The organism is Paenibacillus silviterrae, assembly GCF_030167925.1.
In the GTDB taxonomy this organism is placed as follows: Bacteria; Bacillota; Bacilli; order Paenibacillales; family NBRC-103111; genus Paenibacillus_G; species Paenibacillus_G silviterrae.
Window position 1 is genome coordinate 4,802,638 of sequence record NZ_JASKUT010000001.1, and the last position, 22,190, is coordinate 4,824,827.

General features: G+C 55.1%; 22 protein-coding genes and 1 riboswitch. Of the genes, 15 read left to right on the top strand and 7 right to left on the bottom strand.

The annotated features are described in order from the left end of the window. Positions 1–20 precede the first annotated feature (20 nt). Together QMO62_RS22400 and QMO62_RS22405 are read right to left on the bottom strand one after the other, a co-directional pair. Positions 21–956 (bottom strand): NAD-dependent epimerase/dehydratase family protein, encoded by a 936-nt coding sequence (locus QMO62_RS22400; protein ID WP_284644415.1) that lies wholly within the window; start codon positions 954–956, stop codon positions 21–23. A gap of 54 nt (positions 957–1,010) precedes the next feature. Then, complete coding sequence (locus QMO62_RS22405; protein WP_284644416.1) at positions 1,011–1,595, bottom strand: TetR/AcrR family transcriptional regulator; 585 nt, start codon at positions 1,593–1,595, stop codon at positions 1,011–1,013. A gap of 125 nt (positions 1,596–1,720) precedes the next feature. Continuing rightward, a riboswitch (cyclic di-AMP (ydaO/yuaA leader) is annotated at positions 1,721–1,861 on the top strand. 283 nt (positions 1,862–2,144) lie between these two features. Here QMO62_RS22405 and QMO62_RS22410 point away from each other — a divergent pair. The 5 genes from QMO62_RS22410 (at position 2,145) to QMO62_RS22430 (ending at position 5,439) form a co-directional block, all read left to right on the top strand. Beyond that, on the top strand, positions 2,145–2,507 hold the full coding sequence (locus tag QMO62_RS22410) for a hypothetical protein (RefSeq protein WP_284644419.1): 363 nt from the start codon (positions 2,145–2,147) through the stop codon (positions 2,505–2,507). Positions 2,508–2,631: 124 nt separating this feature from the next. Then, the gene (locus tag QMO62_RS22415; RefSeq protein ID WP_284645004.1) at positions 2,632–2,901 is read left to right on the top strand and encodes a YetF domain-containing protein; all 270 of its coding nucleotides are present in this window, start codon (positions 2,632–2,634) and stop codon (positions 2,899–2,901) included. Between the two features lie 69 nt (positions 2,902–2,970). Continuing rightward, entirely contained in the window at positions 2,971–3,399 is a 429-nt protein-coding gene (locus tag QMO62_RS22420; RefSeq protein ID WP_284644420.1) for a universal stress protein, read from the top strand. A 117-nt stretch (positions 3,400–3,516) separates the two neighbouring features. After that, complete coding sequence (gene kduD, locus QMO62_RS22425) at positions 3,517–4,278, top strand: 2-dehydro-3-deoxy-D-gluconate 5-dehydrogenase KduD (protein WP_284644422.1); 762 nt, start codon at positions 3,517–3,519, stop codon at positions 4,276–4,278. 102 nt (positions 4,279–4,380) lie between these two features. After that, complete coding sequence (locus QMO62_RS22430) at positions 4,381–5,439, top strand: Ldh family oxidoreductase (RefSeq protein ID WP_284644423.1); 1,059 nt, start codon at positions 4,381–4,383, stop codon at positions 5,437–5,439. Between the two features lie 59 nt (positions 5,440–5,498). On the opposite strand, the gene QMO62_RS22435 is transcribed toward QMO62_RS22430, so the two are convergent. Further along, positions 5,499–6,134 (bottom strand): FMN-dependent NADH-azoreductase, encoded by a 636-nt coding sequence (locus tag QMO62_RS22435; protein WP_284644424.1) that lies wholly within the window; start codon positions 6,132–6,134, stop codon positions 5,499–5,501. Positions 6,135–6,303: 169 nt separating this feature from the next. On the opposite strand from QMO62_RS22435, the gene glsA reads away from it, so the two are divergent. Further along, a complete protein-coding gene (gene glsA, locus QMO62_RS22440) occupies positions 6,304–7,248 on the top strand; it encodes a glutaminase A (RefSeq protein WP_284644426.1) in 945 nt (314 codons plus the stop codon). An 87-nt stretch (positions 7,249–7,335) separates the two neighbouring features. Here glsA and QMO62_RS22445 read toward each other — a convergent pair whose 3' ends face one another. Next, a complete protein-coding gene (locus QMO62_RS22445) occupies positions 7,336–7,488 on the bottom strand; it encodes a hypothetical protein (RefSeq protein ID WP_284644428.1) in 153 nt (50 codons plus the stop codon). A gap of 168 nt (positions 7,489–7,656) precedes the next feature. Between QMO62_RS22445 and QMO62_RS22450 the strand changes: the two genes are divergently transcribed. Both QMO62_RS22450 and QMO62_RS22455 read left to right on the top strand, forming a co-directional pair. Next, on the top strand, positions 7,657–8,424 hold the full coding sequence (locus tag QMO62_RS22450) for a hypothetical protein (protein ID WP_284644430.1): 768 nt from the start codon (positions 7,657–7,659) through the stop codon (positions 8,422–8,424). Between the two features lie 1,234 nt (positions 8,425–9,658). Continuing rightward, positions 9,659–11,200, top strand: a complete 1,542-nt coding sequence (locus QMO62_RS22455) for an MDR family MFS transporter (RefSeq protein ID WP_284644432.1) — start codon at positions 9,659–9,661, stop codon at positions 11,198–11,200. Here the strand turns inward: QMO62_RS22455 and QMO62_RS22460 are convergent. The 3 genes from QMO62_RS22460 to QMO62_RS22470 form a co-directional block, all read right to left on the bottom strand. Beyond that, positions 11,197–12,087, bottom strand: coding sequence for a helix-turn-helix transcriptional regulator (locus tag QMO62_RS22460; RefSeq protein WP_284644434.1), 891 nt, complete (start codon positions 12,085–12,087; stop codon positions 11,197–11,199). The genes QMO62_RS22455 and QMO62_RS22460 overlap by 4 nt on opposite strands. 119 nt (positions 12,088–12,206) lie before the next feature. Beyond that, on the bottom strand, positions 12,207–13,691 hold the full coding sequence (locus tag QMO62_RS22465; protein WP_284644436.1) for a sensor histidine kinase: 1,485 nt from the start codon (positions 13,689–13,691) through the stop codon (positions 12,207–12,209). Continuing rightward, entirely contained in the window at positions 13,688–14,371 is a 684-nt protein-coding gene (locus QMO62_RS22470) for a response regulator transcription factor (RefSeq protein ID WP_284644438.1), read from the bottom strand. The genes QMO62_RS22465 and QMO62_RS22470 overlap by 4 nt, the downstream gene beginning before the upstream one ends. 254 nt (positions 14,372–14,625) lie before the next feature. Between QMO62_RS22470 and QMO62_RS22475 the strand changes: the two genes are divergently transcribed. From QMO62_RS22475 to QMO62_RS22505, 7 genes are all read left to right on the top strand, one after another. Further along, the gene (locus QMO62_RS22475; protein ID WP_284644440.1) at positions 14,626–16,323 is read left to right on the top strand and encodes an efflux RND transporter periplasmic adaptor subunit; all 1,698 of its coding nucleotides are present in this window, start codon (positions 14,626–14,628) and stop codon (positions 16,321–16,323) included. Between the two features lie 31 nt (positions 16,324–16,354). After that, positions 16,355–17,077 carry an ABC transporter ATP-binding protein gene (locus QMO62_RS22480; protein WP_372516691.1) on the top strand — a complete coding sequence of 241 codons (723 nt, stop codon included), beginning with the start codon at positions 16,355–16,357 and terminating at the stop codon, positions 17,075–17,077. After that, entirely contained in the window at positions 17,074–18,252 is a 1,179-nt protein-coding gene (locus tag QMO62_RS22485; RefSeq protein ID WP_284644442.1) for an ABC transporter permease, read from the top strand. Before QMO62_RS22480 ends, QMO62_RS22485 begins: the two co-directional genes overlap by 4 nt. 22 nt (positions 18,253–18,274) lie before the next feature. Next, a complete protein-coding gene (locus tag QMO62_RS22490; RefSeq protein WP_284644444.1) occupies positions 18,275–20,446 on the top strand; it encodes a hypothetical protein in 2,172 nt (723 codons plus the stop codon). Positions 20,447–20,627: 181 nt separating this feature from the next. Further along, on the top strand, positions 20,628–21,560 hold the full coding sequence (locus QMO62_RS22495) for a manganese-dependent inorganic pyrophosphatase (protein WP_284644446.1): 933 nt from the start codon (positions 20,628–20,630) through the stop codon (positions 21,558–21,560). 169 nt (positions 21,561–21,729) lie between these two features. Further along, positions 21,730–21,981 (top strand): hypothetical protein, encoded by a 252-nt coding sequence (locus QMO62_RS22500; RefSeq protein ID WP_284644448.1) that lies wholly within the window; start codon positions 21,730–21,732, stop codon positions 21,979–21,981. Positions 21,982–21,987: 6 nt separating this feature from the next. Further along, positions 21,988–22,185, top strand: a complete 198-nt coding sequence (locus tag QMO62_RS22505; RefSeq protein ID WP_284644450.1) for a hypothetical protein — start codon at positions 21,988–21,990, stop codon at positions 22,183–22,185. Positions 22,186–22,190: the final 5 nt, after the last annotated feature.

Sequence of the window (22,190 nt, forward strand, 5' to 3'; positions counted from 1 at the left end):
GTTGAATAGGCCGGCTTTCTTTATGCATGAGCATACCAGTCCAGCGTCGCTTGCAGGGAAGTCTCCCAAGGAGTCGAGATGTCGCCGAACGCCTGGATAAACTTGGAGCTGTCGACGACATAAGGCTGCTCGAAGGCATACATCATTTCCATCGATTCGCGGGCTTCCTTGATGAACAGGCCCCCGATCGCCATCATGACTCGACCCATCGAGCGGATCTTAGGCTGCTTCCCGGCTAAACGGAACGCCAGCTCCGCCACCTGCCGCGGGGTCATCGTAGGAGCATTCGGCACATGCCAAGCCTGACCATAGGCGGATTCGGTTTCCCCCAGCAGCACAAGCGCCTTCCCAAAGTCGCCGATATAGGTGTAGGTATGCGGAAGCTCAATATGGCCGATCAGGGAGCACGCTTTTCCCTGCAATAGGGCGGGGAACACCCGGGAACCGAGAGTTGAGTCAAGCACATAAGGGCCGAAAAAATCGGAGCCCCGGCCGATAACGGTCTGCTGATCGCCTTTTTGGTGCAGACCTAGCACGTATCGGGCCACCTCGCTTCGTACTTTTCCCTTCCGGGTCGTCGCAGCGTAGGGGAGCTCCTCGTGGATAGAGCCTGCGGTTTGGCCGTACATGTAAAGATTGTCCCCGAACACCAGCCTCGCCCCAGCACGCCTCACACCCTCAGCAATACTGCGGATCAGCGAAGGAAACTTCTGCGGCCACTCATGGTATGGAGGCTGCACGCAAACATATACGACACGGGCTCCGCGGCAGCAGGCTTCCACCTCCTCCACGGCGTAAGCATTGCAGCGTACAACCTCCACATCTCCGGGAAGGCCGGACGCTTTACTGCTGGTATTTGCCATTCTCACCTTACGGCCGTAGCTCAGCAGCTCTACCATCACAGAGCGGCCTAAAGGACCGGTTCCTAGGATCAAATCAAAGGGTTGGTTTTTCATCTGAGTACACCTCTTTCCTTTAATTAAATACTGTTCAATAATGCGGCGAAAAAATTACGCAAGCCCCCTGGAGAGCATACGTACCTGAACCTCGGCAAGTGAACGGACATCCTCAAACGATTGCTGCGAGTGCAGAAAGAACTGCACGAAGCCGCGGATCGAGATGAACAGCGCCCAAATTTTCTGCATAAGCTGGGGATCTGTTCCGGGCAGCTCGGACGTCTTCAGCACAGCGGCGACGAATTGGTCATAGCTGCGTCCGGAGTAGTGCTGAGAATACTTCATCAGCTCGGGATCGGCAATCAGAAACATAATCTCGAAGGCGTGACGATTGTCCAAGCCAAATCGAATAAATTCAATCAGAATGGTCTCCAGCAGAGAAAGTGAAGGGTGGGGCGGTCCGGTGAGGGTGCCGGCCAGCAGGGCGTCAAGCCGCGCAAAGTCTTCAGCTACGATGAGACTGAACAGCTCGGCCTTTTCCTTGAAGTGATAGTAAAAAGCCCCCGGCGTGTAGCCAAGCTCTTCGGCAATCGCCCGCATGGAGATCGCATGATAGCCTTTGCGGGCAAACAAGGCTCGTGCCGCATCCACGATCCGTTCGCGACTAAGCTCCTTATCGACGGCCTTTCTAGGGGTCATGCCTGTCGCTCCTTTAATTGAATAGTGTTTAAATATAGCATTATCATATTATCGCCATGCTGTCAAACCATTTCAGATCATAAGTTACTTGAAAAAAGTTGACGACGCTTTCAGACGTTGTGTATGATAGAGTTACGCTTAATTTCCGAGCCTGCTCGGAAAGCGGGGGAACCAGATCTTTTGGGGCGAATCACATCGTCACTCGTGTAGGGAACCATCTTTCCCGAGCCCGGCAGCTAACCTCGTCAGCAGTAGATGGGTCACAATCCTTGGAAATTGCGCATATTTGTGCACTTTGTTGACCCGCGAATGGGTCTATTTGCGTCTATATTCACCCTAGACCCATGATCTTGTAAGGTCTTCCGCTGCATATCGCGGACCTTTCACGGATACGGGTCTTTTTTAACGTTAAAGAATGTTTAAGTTGGCTAAAGCTTTAAAGCACTGCAACATTCTTTACCAAGAAAACCTACCACTGAAACGCGGTCGTTCATCTTTGAAAGGCCTCGATAGAGGTTTTCTTATTTTATCCTATAAGGGGGACGGTTCATGAAGCAGCGATTAACGGCAAGCCAGCTTCAGCAGCTCTCCGAGGGACAGGTTGAACAGCTGCGAAGTCTTTGGACTCCTCAGGAGGGGGATTATATTTACACCAGCGGACAGGAGGAGATGGTTTATTATCTGAACGGTTTCGTGAAGACGAAATCGCTTCCCCTTTTTTCCATTGGGCAGCTGTTGGAGCTATTGCATGAACGTCAGCCTTCGATACGGGTCCAAGCCGTCAACGGGGAGTGGAGGGCAGCAACCTCACGGTATGAATGGACGGCCTCCGAATTATGCGATGCTTTATGGGAGGCGTTGAAGCAGGAATTGAATGTGGATGGCATGGAACCTCAAACGGAATGCGTGTAGAAGTTTCGCCTGATATTCCAAGGGAAAGTGGATAATGATAACAGAAGAGAACGAGCAAGTCCATAAATCCCGAAACTTGGAGGATGCATAATGGATTGGTCACAGCTTTGGAAGGCAGTTCTGTCTGCGGTATGATTGGTTCGAGCGGTTACTAAGCGGACCCACGTTTACTGTGATTCGTGACGGGAAACTCTTTCCTGAAGAGCTAGGGAAGCTGAGGTTTACGACCGACCAGCTCGAAATGAAGCTGAGACTCGCCGGGATTACTGACGTTCAAGACGTCAAAACGGCAACGATTGAAACAAAAGCAGGGGAAACAATTTATTTGAGGAAGTGCAATCCGGAGAAGGACATGCCAAACGAAGCCGGCTGCAGTAGGAGTACCGGCGTATGATTTTTGTCACAGCATTTTCGGACGGTTCTGCTACGATGAAGCTATCAAGCTGATAAGGAGTGATTTCCTATGGCATTTCAGAACATATTGGTAGCGTATGATCAATCGGAGCTTTCCCACAAAGCGCTCGATAAAGCGGTAAAGCTGGCGGGGGAGAACGGAGCGAATCTGTACATCGTCCATGTATATCAGCCTCCTGCCATCCTAGTGAGCCATCCTCTGGCTACTTTTCCGTCTACGTATCTTGACGATGCGGAGGGAGCCTTCAAGTCGGTAAAACAAGAGCTTCAGGAGCAGGCGGAGAAGATTCCGAAAGCCAGCGTAGCTTTGCTTAGCGGACATCCGGCCAAGGCACTGCTGGATTATGCTTATGACAAGCAATGCGATTTGATCGTTATGGGAAGCCGCGGCCTCGGAGGACTGCAAGAGCTGGTACTGGGCAGCGTGAGCCATTCCGTCGTACAGCAATCTAAGATTCCTGTGCTTGTCATTAAATAAAGAGGATATCATTTTGTCACATCCTGACCCTGCACTAAGTGACAAGATTCACATGTTCCCTTCGTCTCCGAAGGTATAATCGCAGTAGAAAGTGATTATATCTTGGGAGGTTTTTTTATGGGACGAAGCGGCTTTGATGTATCAGGTAAGGTTGCCATCGTTACGGGAGCCAGCACGGGACTTGGCCAAGGCATGGCTCTGGCGTTGGCGGAAGCCGGAGCCGACATCGTCGGTGTGGACTATGTGGAGATGCCGGATACAAGAGAGAAGATCACAGCGACAGGGAGGGCTTTCTTAGAGATCCAGGCCAATCTGATGAGCCTTGAGCCGATTGAAGGGATTATAGAAAAGGCGCTGGAAACCTTCGGTCACATCGATATTTTAGTGAATAACGCAGGGATTATACGCAGAGCGGATGCGATTGATTTTACCGAGAAGGATTGGGACGACGTGCTGAACATCAACCTGAAGACCGTCTTCTTCTTCAGCCAAGCGGCTGTAAAGCAGTTTCTGCAGCAAGGCACCGGCGGCAAAATCATCAATGTTGCGTCCATGCTTTCTTTCCAAGGAGGCATTCGCGTACCTTCCTATACAGCGAGCAAAAGCGGCGTGATGGGTATCACCCGGGCCATGGCTAACGAATGGGCCAAATTCGATATCCAGATTAATGCCATTGCGCCGGGTTACATGGCGACGAATAACACAGCTCTGATTCGTGCCGATGAAGAGCGCAGCAAATCGATACTGGATCGGATCCCGGCCGGACGCTGGGGAACTCCTGAGGATTTGGCGGGCCCCGTTGTGTTCTTGGCTTCCCCCGCGTCCAATTATGTGAATGGATATACGGTAGCGGTGGACGGCGGCTGGTTAGCACGGTAATCGGCTATAAAAAAAGGCGCTCCCCTTGGACGTCCCTTGCATAAAATAACGAGTGACCAAACGTTACCGTTATTCTGATGCGAAGGGATGAAGGACAACATCATGGGGAACGCACAGATTTTGGTTCCGCGTGCGGTGCTTGAGGCTTATGTACGCGCGGTATTTGCAGGCGCTGGCCTCGAGGATGCCGACGCGGCAATTATCGCGAGGCATCTGACCCTTGCGAATATGCGGGGAGTCGAGTCTCACGGCGTCAGCAGGGTGGATATCTATACGAGAAGACTGGAGGCCGGGCTGGAGTCGAAGAAGCTGCGGATGAGCATCGAGAAGGAGACCGACTCCAGCCTGCTGATTCATGGCGGCCATAGCCTGGGGATCCTGCTTGCGACGAAGGGAATGGAGCTTGCGGTAGCGAAAGCCAAGGCTACAGGGATTGCAGTTGTAGGGATCAAGCATTCGGCCCATTGCGGGATGCTGGCCGACTATGCGGGGTACGCCGCAGAGCACGATTGCATCGCCTTCGCCACAACGAATGCGCCGGCCTACATGGCGCCTTGGGGTGGTAAGCGGGCGTATTTTGGGACAAATCCCCTATGCTATGCCGTACCTGCAGGAGAGGAGCCCGCGATCGTATTCGATATGGCGACCAGCATGGTTGCGCGCGGGAAGCTGGTGGTAGCTCAGCAGAACGGTCAATCGATCCCGCTGGGATGGGCCATAGCGAAGGACGGCAAGCCTACTACGGATCCGGCGGCCGCACTGAGCGGAGGGCTTGTCCTGCCGCTTGGGGGAGCCAAAGGATACGGACTTGCCGTGCTGGTTGATATTTTGTCGGGACTCTTCACGGGTGCAGCCTTCGGTCCGTACATCGGACACTTATACGATGATCTGGACAGGAATCAGGAGGTAGGGCAATTTTTCTGGTTGATGCGGGCAGATTTGTTCGAGGACTTGGCGGTGTTTAAGGGGCGTGTCGACCGGATGATTCGCGAGGTTCGTCTGGTTCCCCTGGCGGAAGGCTTCGAGCGGATCTATCTGCCGGGGGAGATCGAGCAGGAGCTGGCGGCGAAGCGGGAACGAAACGGCATTCCGCTCGGTTCCGCACTCGTGAAGGAGCTGCAGGAGGTAGGCAAAAAATACGGGGTTGCGAGTCCATTTTAAACATGACAAAGACACCCTGCTTCGATTGCGGAGCAGGGTGTCTTTGTTTGTGTCACATTTTAGAAGCTCTTGGCTGCTTGGCGAGCTTTTTCAATCGCTTTTTCCTTGATGGACTGGGCTTGGTCCGGCATGGCCGCCATCCCCTCCACGAAGATGCCTTCGAACGATGGAACGCCATGGAACTGCATGATTTTGCCTAAGTAGCTGTGTCCGGATTCGAACGCCGCCGCAGGCCCTTCGGAATAAATACCGCCGCTCGCTTGAATGTGAATTGCTTTCTTATCGCCGAGGAGGCCGACCGGTCCGTTCTCGGTATACTTAAACGTTTTGCCGGCAATACAGATCGCGTCAATGTAGGCCTTCATCACTGGAGGGAACGAGAAGTTCCACATCGGCGTCACATATACGTATTTGTCCGCCGCGACATATTGCTCGACCAGCTCGTTTAAACGGGAAACCTTTCGCTGCTCTTCGCCGGACAGCTGATCGAACGAGGAGCCGCTGCGCAGCTTGCCCCAGCCGCTGAAAACGTCGACGTCGATGTGAGGAACGTCCATTTTGTACAAATCCAGTGTGATGACTTCGTCTTGCGGATGAGCTTCGCGGTACGCCTCGATGAAGGCTTTACCGACCGCCATACTATAGGATACTTGGTCGTCATGCGGATGAGCCGTAATATAAAGAACTGTTGCCATGGAGGTTCGTCCCTTCTTTCTTCAATTTAGATATGGAGAAGCTTTGGATATCCAAATCCTCCGTTATTGTTGGCTACGTGTTTCCTTTTCATTCGGGGCAGGTGTAAGAAAACCTTCTTGAGGAAGGCCGGGCAAATAGGGTAGGATAAGGAAAACGGAGGGATGGAGTATGACGCCTGCTGAAGAATTAGAGCTGATTCAAACGAAATTGCCGGAATGGGTGGAGGGAAGCCGTAAACATACAGAGCAAGGAAAGGTGGCTGCCTATATTCCGGAGCTGTCGAAAGCGCCGAAGGACGCATTAGGAATTTATATCGTTACTGCTGACGGACAGGAAATCGCCGCGGGAGATACCGGTCTCAGGTTTACGATGCAGAGCATCTCGAAGGTATTTACGCTGATTCTGGCCTTAATGGACCGGGGCGAAGATGCGGTTTTTGCCAAGGTGGGGAAGGAGCCGTCAGGGGATGACTTTAATTCTATGCTGAAGCTGGAGCTCGTCGAGCCGGGTATTCCTTTCAATCCTTTGATCAACGCCGGAGCGATTACGGTTTCATCGCTGCTGCCGGGCAGCTCGGTCCAGGATAAGACCGACCGGGTGCTGCATTTTTTCCGTCAGTTGGCAGGCAATCCTTCCTTGGGAATGAACCAGGAGGTCTACCGCTCCGAGTCGGCGACGGGCCACCGGAACCGTTCCTTGGCGTTTTTCCTGAAGGATAACGGGGTCATCACGGATGATGTGGAAGAGGTGCTGGACGTCTACTTTCGGCATTGTGCGATTGAGGTAACGTGCGCCGATCTTGCCCGAATGGCGCTAGTACTCGCGCATGATGGCGTGGAGCCGCAAACCGGGCGGGAGCTGATTCCGAGACGTTATGTGCAAATCGCCAAAACATTCATGATCACCTGCGGGATGTACAATGCCTCGGGCGAATTCGCCATCGAGGTCGGACTGCCGGCAAAGAGCGGCGTGTCCGGCGGCATCCTGACCATCGTCCCCGGCCGGTACGGGATCGGGCTGGTCGGCCCGGCGCTGAACCGGAAAGGCAATAGCATCGCCGGAGTGAAGCTGCTTGAGAAGCTGTCCGACGCTTTGACGTGGAGCATATTTTAGCAACGGAATGAAGAACCCCTTGGTTTAGCCGGATGGATCGGCTTTAGCGAGGGGTGCTTTTTTTACGTTTGCTCGCCGGACAACCGGTCAGTTATTGTTCATATCCTCATAATGCGCTTCCGGGATAGGTTGAGTGAGCAGCTGCTCTACCGTCCTGGCTTGGGCTTCCATTGATACACCGGGAACAGGGGCTTCCGAGGGCTCCTGTTTATTCTTTTCCTGCAGTGGCTTCTCAGTCATGAGGGGGCCTCCTTTTTGGGATGTGTTTCCCATAGGGTTGCCTGAGAACTGGGAAATGATTCTACTTTTCAGCAAATGTTCAGCCTGGGCTCAGAGGGAATTCAGCTAGCACGTCTATACTTGGTCTTGTAAGGAAATAAATCCAACAACCGGAAAGGTGGAATTTCGATGAAAGCATTGAATAAAAAGATTATCGCAGGGATCGCAGGCAGCTTGGTGTTAGGGGGCGTACTTACAGGGGCGCTTCAGACAACAGAGGTATTCGCAAACGCAGCGACACCCGCTGCACCTGCAGCGTCCGCTCAGCAAGGAACAGACGGGGCTATGAAGGGCGGCCGCTTCGGCAAAGGTGCAGGAATGGAAGGCTTCCGAAGCGTGAAGCACACGGATCTGGCGACTTTGCTCGGAATCGATCAGCAGGTATTGAAGCAGGAACTGCAGAGCGGCAAGACGATCGCTCAGGTAGCTCAGGAGAAAGCGGGACTCAACAAGGAAGCGCTGATTCAGAAGATGGTCGAAGCGGAAACGAAGAACATCGATGATGCTGTAGCCGCAGGCAAGCTGACGGCCGAACAAGCGGATAAGATGAAGACGGACCTGACGACACGCATCACGCAATCCGTTGATTCGACGAAGCCGGCGGGTGACGGCGGCAGAGGACCTGGCGGGAAAGGTCACGGCATGAACGGACGCGGCGGCGGCCCGATGGGGCATTCCCAAGACCTAAGCGAAGTTACGGGCTTGACCCAGCAGGAAATCCGTGACGGACTCACCGCAGGGAAATCCCCGGCTGAGATTGCTCAGGAGAAAGGCATCAGCCGTGATACGCTGGTCGGCAAGCTGAAGGAAAAGGCGGAGCAACGCATCAACGAGTTCGTGGATAGCAAGCGTACGGCCAAAACAGCACCTGCCCCTGAGACAGCCCCTGCACAGTAAAGATACGGCAACCTCTTAAGCCCTCGCAGCTTAAGAGGTTTTTTGTGTGTCGGGGACGCAGTGCGGACCAGGCAAATGCTGGCACTCACGCCGGCAGTGGCAAAAATGCCATAAACCGCGCCGGATGGGCCGTGCGAAGCGGGAAGGCGAGGCAATAATCGCACATTTGCGATTACAATCACTCCACCCGCTTGCACTTGCACCGGTAATGGCAAAAATGCCATAAACCGCGCCGGAGGGGTTGTGCGAAGCGGGAAAGCGAGGCAATAATCGCACATATGCGATTACAATCGCGCCACCCGCTTGCACTTGCGTTGGCAGTGGCAAAGATGCCATAAACCGCGCCGGAAGGGCCGTACGAAGCGGGAATGCGAGGCAATAATCGCACATAAGCGATAACAATCGCCCCACCCGCGTGAGCTAGCACCGGCAGTGGCAAAAGTGCCATAAACCGCGCCGGATGGGCCGTGCGAAGCGGGAAAGCGAGGCAATAATCGCACATATGCGATAACAATCGCCCCACCCGCTTGCACTTGCGCCGGCAGTGGCAAAAGTGCCATAAACCGCGCCGGATGGGCCGTGCGAAGCGGGAATGCGAGGCAATAATCGCACATATGCGATTACAATCGCGCCACCCGCTTGCACTTGCGTTGGCAGTGGCAAAAATGCCATAAACCGCGCCGGAAGGGCCGTACGAAGCGGGAATGCGAGGCAATAATCGCACATAAGCGATAACAATCGCCCCACCCGCGTGAGCTAGCACCGGCAGTGGCAAAAATGCCATAAACCGTGCCGGATGGGCCGTGCGGAGCGGGAAAGTGAGGCAATAATCGCACATATGCGATTACAATCGCCCCACCCGCTGGCACTTGCACCGGTAATGGCAAAAGTGCCATAAACCGCGCCGGATGAGCCGTGCGAAGCGGGAAGGCGAGGCAATAATCGCACATTTGCGATTACAATCGCCCCACCCGCGTGAGCTAGCACCGGCAGTGGCAAAAGTGCCATAAACCGCGCCGGATGGGCCGTGCGAAGTGGGAATGCGAGGCAATAATCGCACATATGCGATTACAATCGCCCTATCCGCTTGCACTTGCGCCGGTAATGGCAAAAATGCCATAAACCGAATCGGCTGCGCGTCGGGAATTTTTTTTTTTCAAACACTGACATAGGGATGACAGGGTTCACTGCTTATACTCAAGGTAATTCAAGCGAAAGGAAGCAGTGAACAAATATGACTTTGAAACAAAACAAAGCAGGGTGGATTGTTGCGGGGCTTCTGCTGTCCATCCTTATGTCCTCGATGGACAACACGATTGTGGCCACAGCCATGGGCAGCATTGTCGGACAGCTGGGAGGACTCGACAAGTTCGTCTGGGTCACCTCGGCTTACATGATAGCCGAGATGGCGGGCATGCCGATCTTCGGCAAGCTTTCGGATATGTACGGTCGCAAGCGGTTCTTTCTCTTCGGCATGGTAGTCTTCATGCTAGGCTCTATTCTGTGCGGTACGGCGTCCTCGATTGTGGAATTAAGCCTGTACCGTGCCATCCAAGGAATCGGAGGCGGGGCATTAATTCCCATTTGCTTTACGATTATGTTCGACGCCGTTTCTCCGGAAAACAGAGGGAAGCTGATGGGCTTGTTCGGGGCAGTCTTCGGCATGTCCAGTATTTTCGGACCGCTGCTTGGAGCTTATTTGACGGATTACGTGGCGTGGCAGTGGATATTTTATATCAATTTGCCGCTGGGGCTTATTGCGCTAGGCTTGATTATCGGCTTCTATAAGGAATCTAAGGAATATGCGAAGCAGCGGGTCGATTGGCTTGGGGCCGTTACGCTGCTCGGAGCCGTAACCTGCCTAATGTTCGTACTGGAGCTTGGCGGCAAGATGTACGCATGGAGCTCTCCTGCCATCATTGGCCTAGTCCTAAGCTTTATCGTGCTCGCGGGTATTTTCGTGATGGCGGAGCTGCGCGCGGCGGAGCCGATCATCCGTTTTAGCATGTTTAGAGTCCGCTTATATGCGACAAGCAATCTGGTAGCGATGTTCAGCGGAGCCGCGTTCATCGTCGCCTCGGTTTACATCCCGATCTATATCCAAGGAGTGCTCGGCGGGACGGCCACAAGCTCGGGGCTCGTGCTGCTGCCGATGATGCTGGGCACGGTCGTTACGGCCACAGGGGGAGGATTGCTCATGAACCGAATGTCGTACCGGTCCATTCTCATTTCGACGCTGATCCTCCTCCTGGCGGGACTTTCTCTGCTCACTACAATTACAGTGGAAACCTCACGACTTGTCATCACGCTGTATATGATTTTGGTGGGACTCGGCGTAGGAGCTTCCTTCTCCATTCTGTCGAATGCGGCGATTCATTCGCTCCCCGCAAGTGAAAGAGGCACGGCTAACGCAACGCTCAACTTCCTGCGGTCGCTCGGGATGACGATCGGCATTACGATTTACGGACTTGTGCAGAGCCGCTCTATGGCACGAACCATAAGCGAAACCTTCGCGGCAAAAGGAACGCCGATCCCGGCAGGCATCGACTTTCAAGATCCGTATGTGCTGATGGGCGCCTCGACCCGTGCATTAGTGCCCGAAAAAGCGCTGGAGATCATCACATCGGGGCTATCCTCATCCATCGCCGGCATATTCGCGTGGGGTCTCGTCCCCGCTCTTCTCGCAGTGTTGGCGGCGGGCTGGATGGGCAAGGAGAAGCATGATCCCCAAGCGGAGCTCGAAGCTCATGCCGCTCACGCTGCGGCAACCCATTAACGGTACCGAAGGAGCATGCTCTCGAGCTTGCTCCTGATTTGCTCTCTAAATTCGATAGGCTCCACGATCTCCACATCGTCGCCGAAGCTCAGAATAAGCGGGAGCAGCCAGTTCATTTCCGCAGGAGCGCTGAGCCGGAGCTTAATCAGCAGAGAACCGTCCTCCTGGAAGCATCGTTCCGCTTCATGGAAGAAGTCGAGCGACCTTGCAAGAGCCTGCGGGGAAAAATGCAGCACTAGCGTGACCGGATTCGCACTTTCGAAGCGGCGATAGCCGGTCTGCCTTTCCGCGGGAACAGGATGCACTTTATGATATTGCTCCGGGAGCATGGCAAGCTCCGACATCCGGGTGAGCTTGAACTCCCGATAATCGCTGCGCCCCCGGCAAAACGCGTGCAAATACCAGACTTGATTCTTATACATCAGACAGACCGGCTCGACGATGCGTGTCAGCCGTTCGTTTTTGGCGCTGACATATTCGAACCGTACGACCTTCCGCGCTTTGATGGCGGCTCGAAGCAGCCGTAGAGATTCGTTCGGGCCGCGGCGGCTTCCGATATCCAGCGTTAAGCTGGGGGAGGAGCCCTCCTTTTGAATTGTGCGCAGCTTCCGGACCGTCTCGGAGGCCTGTTCATCGGAGAAAACGGTGGACAAGCCGTTCAGCAGCGTGATTAACGACTCGACATCGTGGGAGCCGAGCAGGCTGCGATCCATTTTGTACGACTCCATAATCCCGTACCCGCCATGCACGCCCTGGTAAGAGACGACAGGAATTCCCGCTGCGCTGATCGCGTCGATATCCCGATAGATCGTCCGCTGCGAGACTTGATACTTATCGGCTAAGGCTGAAGCGGAGATGACTTCGTTATTGAGAAGCATATAAATCATTGATATTAATCGTTCCAATTTCATGTAACGCGCAGCACCCCAGAACCAAGACTTTCCTACCATCATACCGGATTTGGAGCCATGATACTAGATGAAAAAAAAGAACCCGGCCGCCCTTATCAGAGCGGAGGGTTCTGAGCCGCGTGAGCCGCGGCAAGACCGGTTTTGGGAAGCAACAGACGAAACGCGGTACCCGTTCCCGGGATGCTTTCGACTTGTATCTCCCCCCCGTGAAGCTCGGCAATGGACTTCGTAATCGCGAGCCCCAAGCCGGCTCCGCCGGACCGGCGGGCACGGGAAGTGTCGATCCGGTAGAACCGGTCGAACAGATGCGGCAAATGATCCTCCGCAATACCCGGCCCATTATCCTGCACGGACAGCTCCACTAGATTCTCGTGATCCTTCACGGAAATTACGATAGAGCCCGACTCCGGGCTGGTATGCTGCACTGCGTTATGGAACAGGTTGAGCAGCACCTGCTTGATCCGATCCTTATCGAAGCGGGCCTTTACCCCTGACTCCAGCTGCAGAACGATCTTCCGCTCTCCCCCCAGGAGATGCAGCTGTGCCTCCATCTCGCGCACAACCGTGTCGAGAGTGCCGTCCGTCATCTCAAATTGCGGCGTCTGGTCCAGCTTCGCCAGCTGAAGCAGGTCCTGCACGAGCTTGTTGATGCGCTCCGACTCGCCATACATGCTCTTCAGCGCCCGGTTCAGCTGCTCCGGATGGTTCACGGCACCGCGCAGCAGCACCTCAAGGAAGCCGTGAATCGACGTCAGCGGCGTCCTCAGCTCGTGGGAGGCATCGGCGACGAAGCGGCGCATATGCTCCTTGGCCTCCTTCTCCGCCTCGAACGAATGCTCCAGCCTCTCGAGCATGCCGTTGAAGGCTTTGGACAACCGATCGATTTCAACCTGACCCTGATCGACCGGAAGACGATCCTTCAAATGGCTGGCTCCCATGCGTTCCACGGTATCGATAAATCGGGATAGCGGAACAAGCACGCGGCGCAGTACCGGAAGGAACGTAAGCAAGCCTATGATCAGCGCGAGCGCAGATAAGGCAATGAAGGTCAGCAGCTGGCGTAGCAGCACGTTCTTGATAGGACCTGTTGCGGTACTGACCTGGATGAGCCCTTGCACACCGCGTCCCCGCGATTCGACGGGGTGGAGGACGATCATGACCTCCGTGCCCTGCTCGTCCTTGCCGATCCGGTAGCCGCCTTGCTTGCGATGCTCGTTCATCTGCAGCTCCTTCAGGTATTCCTCTTTCGCCAGCACCGGCGCCGGCCGGTTCTCCACGTCCCCCTGAAGCACAGTCATTTCCCCATCCAGGTTAATAAAAGCGATGGTGGAATCGGAAAGCACCGGAGGTCCACCGGGTCCTTCTCTTCGAGGCATGGTCCCATTTCGCGCCCACGCCTCCCAGGGAATCGTGCGGGTTTGGCTTTGAATCGTTTCCGCGCGGTTGCGATACAGAAAATTCTGCATCACTACGTATTGAAAAACGCCGATCAGCAAGAGAATGACAGCCAGAATCAGCAGCGACCTGGACAGGATCTGATACCTGAGCGAACCGGGGGCAAACCATCCCCCGCGGCTCATGGCAGGTCCACCCGGTATCCGGCTCCGCGCAGCGTGCGAATGAGCTTATGCTCCTTGTCCTGCAGCTTCTCCCTCAAGGAGCGGATGTACACCTCGACGATATTTTCCTCGCCCCCGAAATCGTAGCCCCATACCTTGTCCAAAATCATGCTTTTGCTCATCACGATGCCATGGTTAATGACAAGAAACTTCAGCAGCTCGTACTCCGTCGGGGAGAGCTCCAGCACGCGGTTATCCAAGCAGATTTCCTTGCGGCGGTCATCGATGCGGAAGGGACCGTAGGATACCTCTCCCAGCAGATTCGGAAATTGGTTTCGGATCCGCGCATGAATGCGGGCAAGCAGCTCCTCGAAGCTGAACGGCTTCATCATGTAATCGTCTGCGCCAAGCGTAAGCCCTTTGACCCGGTCCTCGACCTCGTCCTTGGCCGTGAGCATGATCACGGCAATGTTCTCCGTTTTTTTCAGCATGCGGCATACCTCGAAGCCGTCCATGCCCGGCATCATGACGTCGAGAATGGCGATGTGCGGCTGGAATTGCTGGGCCGTGGTAATGGCGGTAAAGCCGTCAGGGGCGGTCGCCACTTCGAAGCCTTCATTCAGCAGGCCGAGCTCGAGAAATTGCAGTATGTTGGGCTCGTCGTCGACGAGCAGGATTTTGACGCCTTTCAATTTATTCATAAGGACCAGCCCCTCTCTTTTTTTGTCCATTGTACACTATTTCCTCATTATCCGCCGTCATGCTGAACCCATTCTGAGCGAAAGCTGAAAGGAAGCTGAAAATAGCGGAAAACCGATGAAATTTAAGAACATTCAGCAAATTTTCAGCTTCCCTTCAATTTTGCCTCAGTATTGTCCTTCATAATGGGTCTAGGCAGGGTACAGAAGCAGAGCGATACATAGAGATCACGGAAGCTGAAGGAGGTACGGGCAAGTTGAATAAGAAAAAAGCAGCGATACTCGCCGCCGTGGCTGTGGTTCTGTGCGGGGGAGGCACTTACGCGTATATCCAGTATGGGGGAGCGCCGAAGCAGCAGCAGTCCGCAGTGCAAGAATCGACAACGCCGGTGCGCAAGGGAAACCTGAGGTCGGTCATTTCCGGGACGGCGCAGCTTGAAGCGCAGGATCTGCAAATGATCGTTCCTCCCAAAGAAGGAATGATCAAGGTCATCAATCTTTCACGCAACCAGACGGTGAAAAAAGGGGACCTGCTCCTCGAGCTTACGGATAGCTCGCTGGAGGAGCGTCTGGAGACGGCGAAGCTGACGCTTAGCCAGCAGCAAGCGGACTTGAACGATCTGAAGACGCAAGCGGCTTCGCTTAGAATGGCGGCGCCGGCCGGCGGCAAGCTGATTTTGTCCGCGAATATCAGTGAGGGTGCTTCTGTCAATAAGACGACCAAGGTAGCGACGATTGCAGATGCCAAGCACTTAACGGTGACGCTGCCGTTCCTGCAGGAGCAAGCCTCGCAGCTTCGCGCCGGGGATCTGGTGGAGCTGACGGTAGACGGCTTCCTGCTGACCAAGACGGGGACGGTCGAATCCGTCGCCAATTCGGTCAAGGGGGACGCCAAGGGCAATCGGCTTCTTGACGTGAAGATCACGGTAGTGAACGACGGCTCTTTGGATGCAGGGTTAAATGTGAAAGGCGAGGCGAATGTCGGCGGCGTAAAGATTGAATCCGCTGCGCAGGCGGCGCTTCAGTATCAGACGACCACTTCGGTAATGGCCGGCGTATCCGGAACGATCAGCCGTTTGGAGATCAAGGAGAACCGGGATGTGCGTGCAGGAGAGCTGATCGGTGTCATCCAGAGCGATACGCTGGACAAAGACATCACGAACAAGCAGCTTCAGGTGGATCAGTCGCTGAACAATATCAAGAGCCTGGAGGATCAGCTGGAGAAGCTGAAGGTTCTGGCGCCGTTCGATGGCGTGTTCTCGACGGATTTTGCCGATCAGAAGAAAAACGTACTTACCTCTTATCCGGTCGGAACGACCATAGGGAGCAACGTGCAGCTAGGGGCTGTGGCCAATTTGGACACGCTGCAGCTGCCGATTAAGGTCGACGAGCTGGACCTGCCGAAGATCAAGGTGGGCCAGAAGGCGGAGGTCCGGGTGGACGCGGTCAGCGGCAAAACCTTCCCGGCGGAAGTCACGCAGGTATCTACGGTAGGGACTGTGACCAACGGCGTCTCGTTCTACACCGTGGTGCTTAGCTTGAAGAACGCCTTCGAGCTGAAATATGGCATGACTGCAACGGCGGACATCATTATAGAGGATAAGCGGGATGTGCTGCTGCTGCCGGTGGAAGCAGTGACCCAGCGTCAGGGCAAACGGTTCGTTTCGCTCAAAAAAGCGGACGGTACGGTGGACGCGAACCACGAGGTGAAAATCGGTTCCAACAACAGCACGATGGTGGAGATCACCGAAGGGCTGAAGGAAGGCGACGTCGTAGTAAGCCGCTCGAACACCCGGAACCGGACGAACCTCTCGCAGCAGGAGATCGAAGCGATGCGCCAGCAGTTCCAGCAGGGTGCGCGGAACCAAGGCGGCGGCGGAGCCCCGGCCGGAGGTGCTCCGGGAGGCTTCCCTGCCGGCGGTGGCGGCGGGGGCAATGCGGGGGGCAACCGCTAATGACGGCCGTGAAGAGGGAAGGTGACGGGCGATGAACATGATAGAGCTTCAACAGATCCGCAAGACCTACAAGCGCGGAGGCGAGGAGCTTCCGATCCTGAAGGATGTTTCTTTGACGGTCGAGCAGGGGGAATTCGTGGCGATCGTCGGTCCCAGCGGCTCGGGCAAATCGACGCTGATGAATACGATCGGCCTGCTCGACGTGCCGACCTCGGGCTCCTACCGTCTAGACGGGGTAGCTACCGAGAAGCTGAAGGACAATCAGCTCGCCGAGCTGCGCAATCAGAAGATCGGCTTCATCTTCCAGCAGTTCAATCTGCTGCCGAGATTGACGGCGCTGGAGAACGTCGAGCTGCCGATGATCTACTCCGGCCTCTCGAAGAAGGTACGCCGGGAGAAGGCGATGCATATGCTCGGGATGCTCGGGATGGATGCAAGAGCGAACCACCGCCCGAACGAGCTGTCAGGAGGGCAGCAGCAGCGGGTGGCGATAGCCCGCGCGCTCGCCGTAGGGCCGTCCCTGCTGCTTGCTGACGAGCCGACCGGCGCCTTGGACTCCAAGACCGGGCAAGAGGTGCTGGAGCTTATCCTGAAGCTGCACGAGGAGGGCAATACGATCGTCCTGATCACGCACGATCTGCACATCGCCGAGCATGCCAAGCGGGTCATTACGATCCGCGACGGGCTGATCGTCGGGGATCGCAGCAGCGGGGAAGCGCCTGCCTTGAAGGCGGAAGCGGAGGTGGGCGCATGAATATCAAAGAGCTCGTTCTCATGGCGATGAAGACCGTCGGCGGCAACTGGATGCGCACTTTGCTGACGATGCTCGGGGTCATCATCGGGGTCGGCTCCGTGGTGACGCTGGTCTCGATCGGCCGGGGAACGACGGCGCAAATCGAGAAGCAGTACGAAAGCATGGGCTCGAACCTGCTGGTCGTGACGGTCAACGGGAACGGCCGGGCGACACAGCTGAATTACGACGAGCTGATGAAGTTCGAGGCATTTCCGGAGTTCAGCGCGATTGCGCCGACGGTATCCGGCAACAACATCAATGTGAAATATGACCGCACGCAGGAGACCTTCTCCCTGCTCGGCACCAACGACCGCTACCTTTCGATTGTGAAAGGGGATGTCGCTACAGGACGGTTCGTTACCGAATCCGATTTGGATTTTCGGACGAATGTAGCCGTGCTCGGCAGCAATGTAGCCAAGACGCTGTTCGGTAGCGCCGATCCGCTGGGCAAGCAGATCAATATTAACGGGCTCCAGTTTACCGTCGTCGGTACGCTGAAGCCCAAAGGCTCGAACATCGGAGGAACGTCGGTAGACGACAATGTCATCGTGCCGCTGCCTACGGCCATGCGGCAGCTGAATTTGGGGACGATCCGCACGACCTATATCGAGGCTGCTTCCAAGGATGATATTTACAATGCCCAGACGACCATGACGCAATATTTAACTTATACGTTCAAAAGCTCGAACAACTTCCGCCTGCTGAACCAGGACCAGCTTCTGTCGGCCAGGACGGAGGCGACCAGCACCCTGACGGGGCAGCTCGTCAGCGTGGCCTGCATCTCGCTGCTGGTCGGCGGGATCGGGATCATGAACATCATGCTGGTGACGGTCAGCGAGCGGACCCGGGAGATCGGCATCCGCAAATCCATCGGAGCGAAGCGCCGCGACATTCTGATGCAGTTTCTGGTCGAAGCAGTCGTTATCAGCGGTCTCGGCGGCATCCTCGGACTTGGCCTCGGCATCGGGCTGTCGCTCCTCTGGCCGTATGTCAACCCGAAGCAGCTGACGGTCATCTCGATGGATATCAGCCTGTACGCTTTTGCCTTCTCCGTGGCCGTAGGGGTCATCTTCGGACTGTATCCCGCGAACAAGGCATCCAAGCTGCGCCCGATCGACGCACTTCGCACCGACTAACAAGATGAAGGAGGACAATGGAATGCTGCTACATAACAACAGCCGCCGGCTTACGAAGTGGACGGCGGTACTGCTCACGGTCTGCTTGGCTCTTGCACTGCTGGCTCCGGGGATTTCCCATGCCGGCAAGGAGGGAGTGTTCATCGATAGCTCCGTGTATTTTACGCTGGAGGAAGCGGCGCTCTCGCAAGGCAGCGATAACCAGACGCTTCGGTTTCAAGTGAAGCTGAATAATGACGGCTGGACCCCGGTCGACTATAACCGGTTCGGGGTGAAGGTGACTACCTCTGCCGGGGGCAGCTATTATGCCGGTCTCTTGCAAAAAGGAGAGGGGATCGTTGCCGCGTATTCGGCGGCTTCCTACTACTTCACCTCGACCTTGCCGGCCGGTGTGACACCTGACCAAATGTTCGTCACCATTTTCGAACGAAACGGAAGCGGTATCCAAGATTTGGGCTCGCTTACTGTGGCCAAGCTGGAAAATTTCCGTCAAAGCCATCAGGAGGTGCTGCTGGCCCTCTCCGAGCTGGATTCGGCCGCATCGAACAGTGAAATCCTGTCGTTCCGCGCCATGAAGGGCTTCGCTAATCCGCAGGAGGACGGGAAATGGCTGATTACGCTTGATCTTATCGTAACACCTCAGGGAACGGATACCGTAACCTTACCCGCCGCGTTAAAATATTACCTGCGCGATGCAAACGGCTACGCGCATCCGATGACGGCCAAGTTACTGAACGGAGGGGCTGCGCTAAGCGCCGGACAAACGTCGCATGTGCTGCTTACGGCTTCCATGGACCGTAAGCCTTCGCTCGAAGGTCTTTCACTTGAGCTGAACAAGGATGTCTCGTCTACGAAGCCGCTAGGCAAAATGTCGCTGTCCGCGTTATTCACGCTGGCTAAAACCGGAGAAGAAGTAGCTTACGAGCTCTCCGGACAACAGGGAGTTACCGTGGCCGTTGCCAAGGCGGAGGCACTGCAGCAGGGCGGGAAGCGCCAAGCGCTGATTACCGCCGTGCTGCATAATAACAGCGGCAAAACCTTGAAGGCTCCGAGCCTTGCAGGAAGCCTGGTATCCGCCTCCAGCGAGCTTACATGGAAGACGGATGCCGTCTTGAAGCCGGAATCGTATGTAGCTACCGGCGCGGACGCAACGTATAAGTTCGCAGCGGAAATCCCGGAGGGCGTTGACGAAACTACCCTTCAGTTCCTCATCGGGGAGGAGGTTTCCGCGTCGTCGGCTGCGGCAAATACAAGCTCGAATACGGGCACAACGAATACATCAGCGAACTCGAATGCGAATCAAGCCTCTTCCGGTTCTTCCACTGCATCGACCGTGCCGGTTGCTACGGTTAGCCTGGAGGGAGGACTGATCTCCGTCGACTCAGGACTGGAGCAGCTGACCTCTTACGAGCTGGGCAAGCCGCTTGTCTTCGATACGACCAGTAAGCTGATCGATTCGAAGCTGGAGGTATCCGTCGTAGAGCTCAGCGGCCATACGAATGCCGAGAACGGCTATCAAACCGTAGTCGCCAAGTTTAAGTTTCTGAACAAAAGCGGTCAGACCATGACGCTTCCGACCTTCGCAACGGAGCTGACGGATGCCTTCGGCACTTCTTATCCGGGAACGCGCCAGACGACGGAGCTGCAGCAGCTGATTCCGAACTCGGCGTATGTATACAGCTATTCTTACCTGCTGCCGCCTGCGTCCGAAGGCCCGTATAAGCTGTCGATCCTGGATCAGTCGACCACTTCAAAATACAAGGTTTCGATTTCGGACTATGCGGTTCAAGTGAATAAGCTCGGAGAAGAGCTTCCGTACGACATTTCGCCGACGCTGGCCATGTATCCGTACAAGATCAGAGTGGAGAGCTATGACATCTCGGCTCTGTACAGCGGCGGGAACTTCAGCTACAAGCTCGGACTAAGCCTTGATATTCAGAAGGAAGAACAGGTGATTACCGATTCGGCCTTCTCGACCTTGGAATTCGAGATCATTGACCGTAACGGACGTACGCTCGGCAGCTCCGTTCAAACGCTGCAGGGAACGAACAAGCTCATCAGCGGCTTGCAGACGATCAGCTTCACGAACCTCAAGACGGAGCAGTACAATTTCCCTCTGCGGGTTCGCGTGTACGAAGCGATCGCAACGCCTACCGGAACGGTGAAGCGCCTGCTCGCGGAGCTGAAGCAGTAACGGCACAAGTAAATCCGCTCATCACCCCCTCGGGTGAGGGCGGATTTTATTTTGTCATGAATATATTGTAATTAAGATAAGTAAAGGAATTGGATTTCAGCGAGTATAGCGATATAATCTAACTTAGGCATTTCTAAGAGGTAATGTTTAACATCCAATCTCATCATAAAGGAGTAAGATCATGGCTAAAGCATTGATTTTCGGACACAAAAATCCCGATACGGATTCCATTTGCTCTGCACTCGTATATGCTGATTTGAAAACCAAACTGGGCTTCGAGGTGGAGGCGGTTCGACTCGGTTCCGTCAGCAGCGAAACGCAATTCGTTCTGGATTACTTCAAGGTAAGCGCTCCCCGTCAAGTGGAGACGGTTGCGAACGAAGTGAAGGAGGTCATCCTCGTTGACCATAACGAGCGTCAGCAAAGCGCTAACGATATCGACCAAGTAACCGTACGTGAAGTCATCGACCATCATCGGATTGCCAACTTCGAAACAAGCGGTCCGCTCTATTACCGTGCGGAACCGGTTGGCTGCACAACTACCATCCTGAACAAGCTGTACAAGGAAAACGGCGTGGCGGTGACCAAGGAAATCGCCGGTCTGATGCTGTCTGCGATTATATCCGATACGCTGCTGCTGAAATCGCCTACCTGCACGGAGCAGGACGTGGCCGCAGCCCGCGAGCTTGCAGCGATTGCCGGCGTGGAGCTTGAAGTGTACGGCTTGTCCATGCTGAAGGCTGGTGCTGACCTGAGCGACAAGACGATTCCTCAGCTGATTTCCCTTGATTCCAAGGAATTCTCCATGGGCAGTGCGAAGGTGGAGATCGCCCAAGTCAACGCGGTTGATGTCAACGATGTGCTGTCCCGTCAAGCCGAGCTGGAAGACGCGCTGAACGGCATCATCGCCGATAAGAACCTGGATCTGTTCCTGTTCGTTGTTACCGATATTTTGAACAATGACTCCATCGGTATTGCGCTTGGCCGCGCAGCCGGCAACGTAGAGCAGGCTTACCATGTGAAGCTGGAGAACAACAAGGCTGTGCTAAAGGGCGTCGTTTCCCGTAAGTCGCAGATCGTACCGGTTCTTACAGACATTTTCAACAAGCAATAAGCAATAAAGGATTCAAGCCTAGTCATGTTGCGCCGCGGCGCAGATGGCTGGGCTTTTTTCGTTACGTTCGAGTCAGCCGCCGCGATGGGTGCTTAAAGGATATTTCACGGTTCGGAAGGGAACGTTATGTCTGTTTGGCATTTCCATAATGTGCAAAGGGGCATATGAGATGAAGCGTATGGCAGTTGTTATGATAGCATTGGTTGTCGGGATGAGCCTGACAGCATGCGGAGGAAACAAAGGCGGCAATCGGACGGGCCAAGGCGGACAGGGGCAATCCCAAATGCAGCAGCAAGGCGGCCAAGGGCAAGGGCAAGGAGCACAGCCTCAAAGCACACCGGGGAACGGTGACGGAGGCGGTGGAGTCGGCGGCAGCCGGGAGAGCGGGTCGCACGCGCCAAGCTCCAGTGGAGGGGCATAGGGCCGTATGAACGAGCGCAAGGAAGGGCTGGAAGCATATAGTCTCACCCCTAAAGAGAGCGTTAAGCCTGAGCAGACGGCGGCTCCGAGGATGCTTCGCCATTCCAAACGGCTGGAGCAGCAGATTCATGAGAAGGAAGAGATCACCAACGTGCCTGGGGACTCCGCATTCGAAGCTGCCTTAAATGTAGAAGAACAACCCTGAAGATG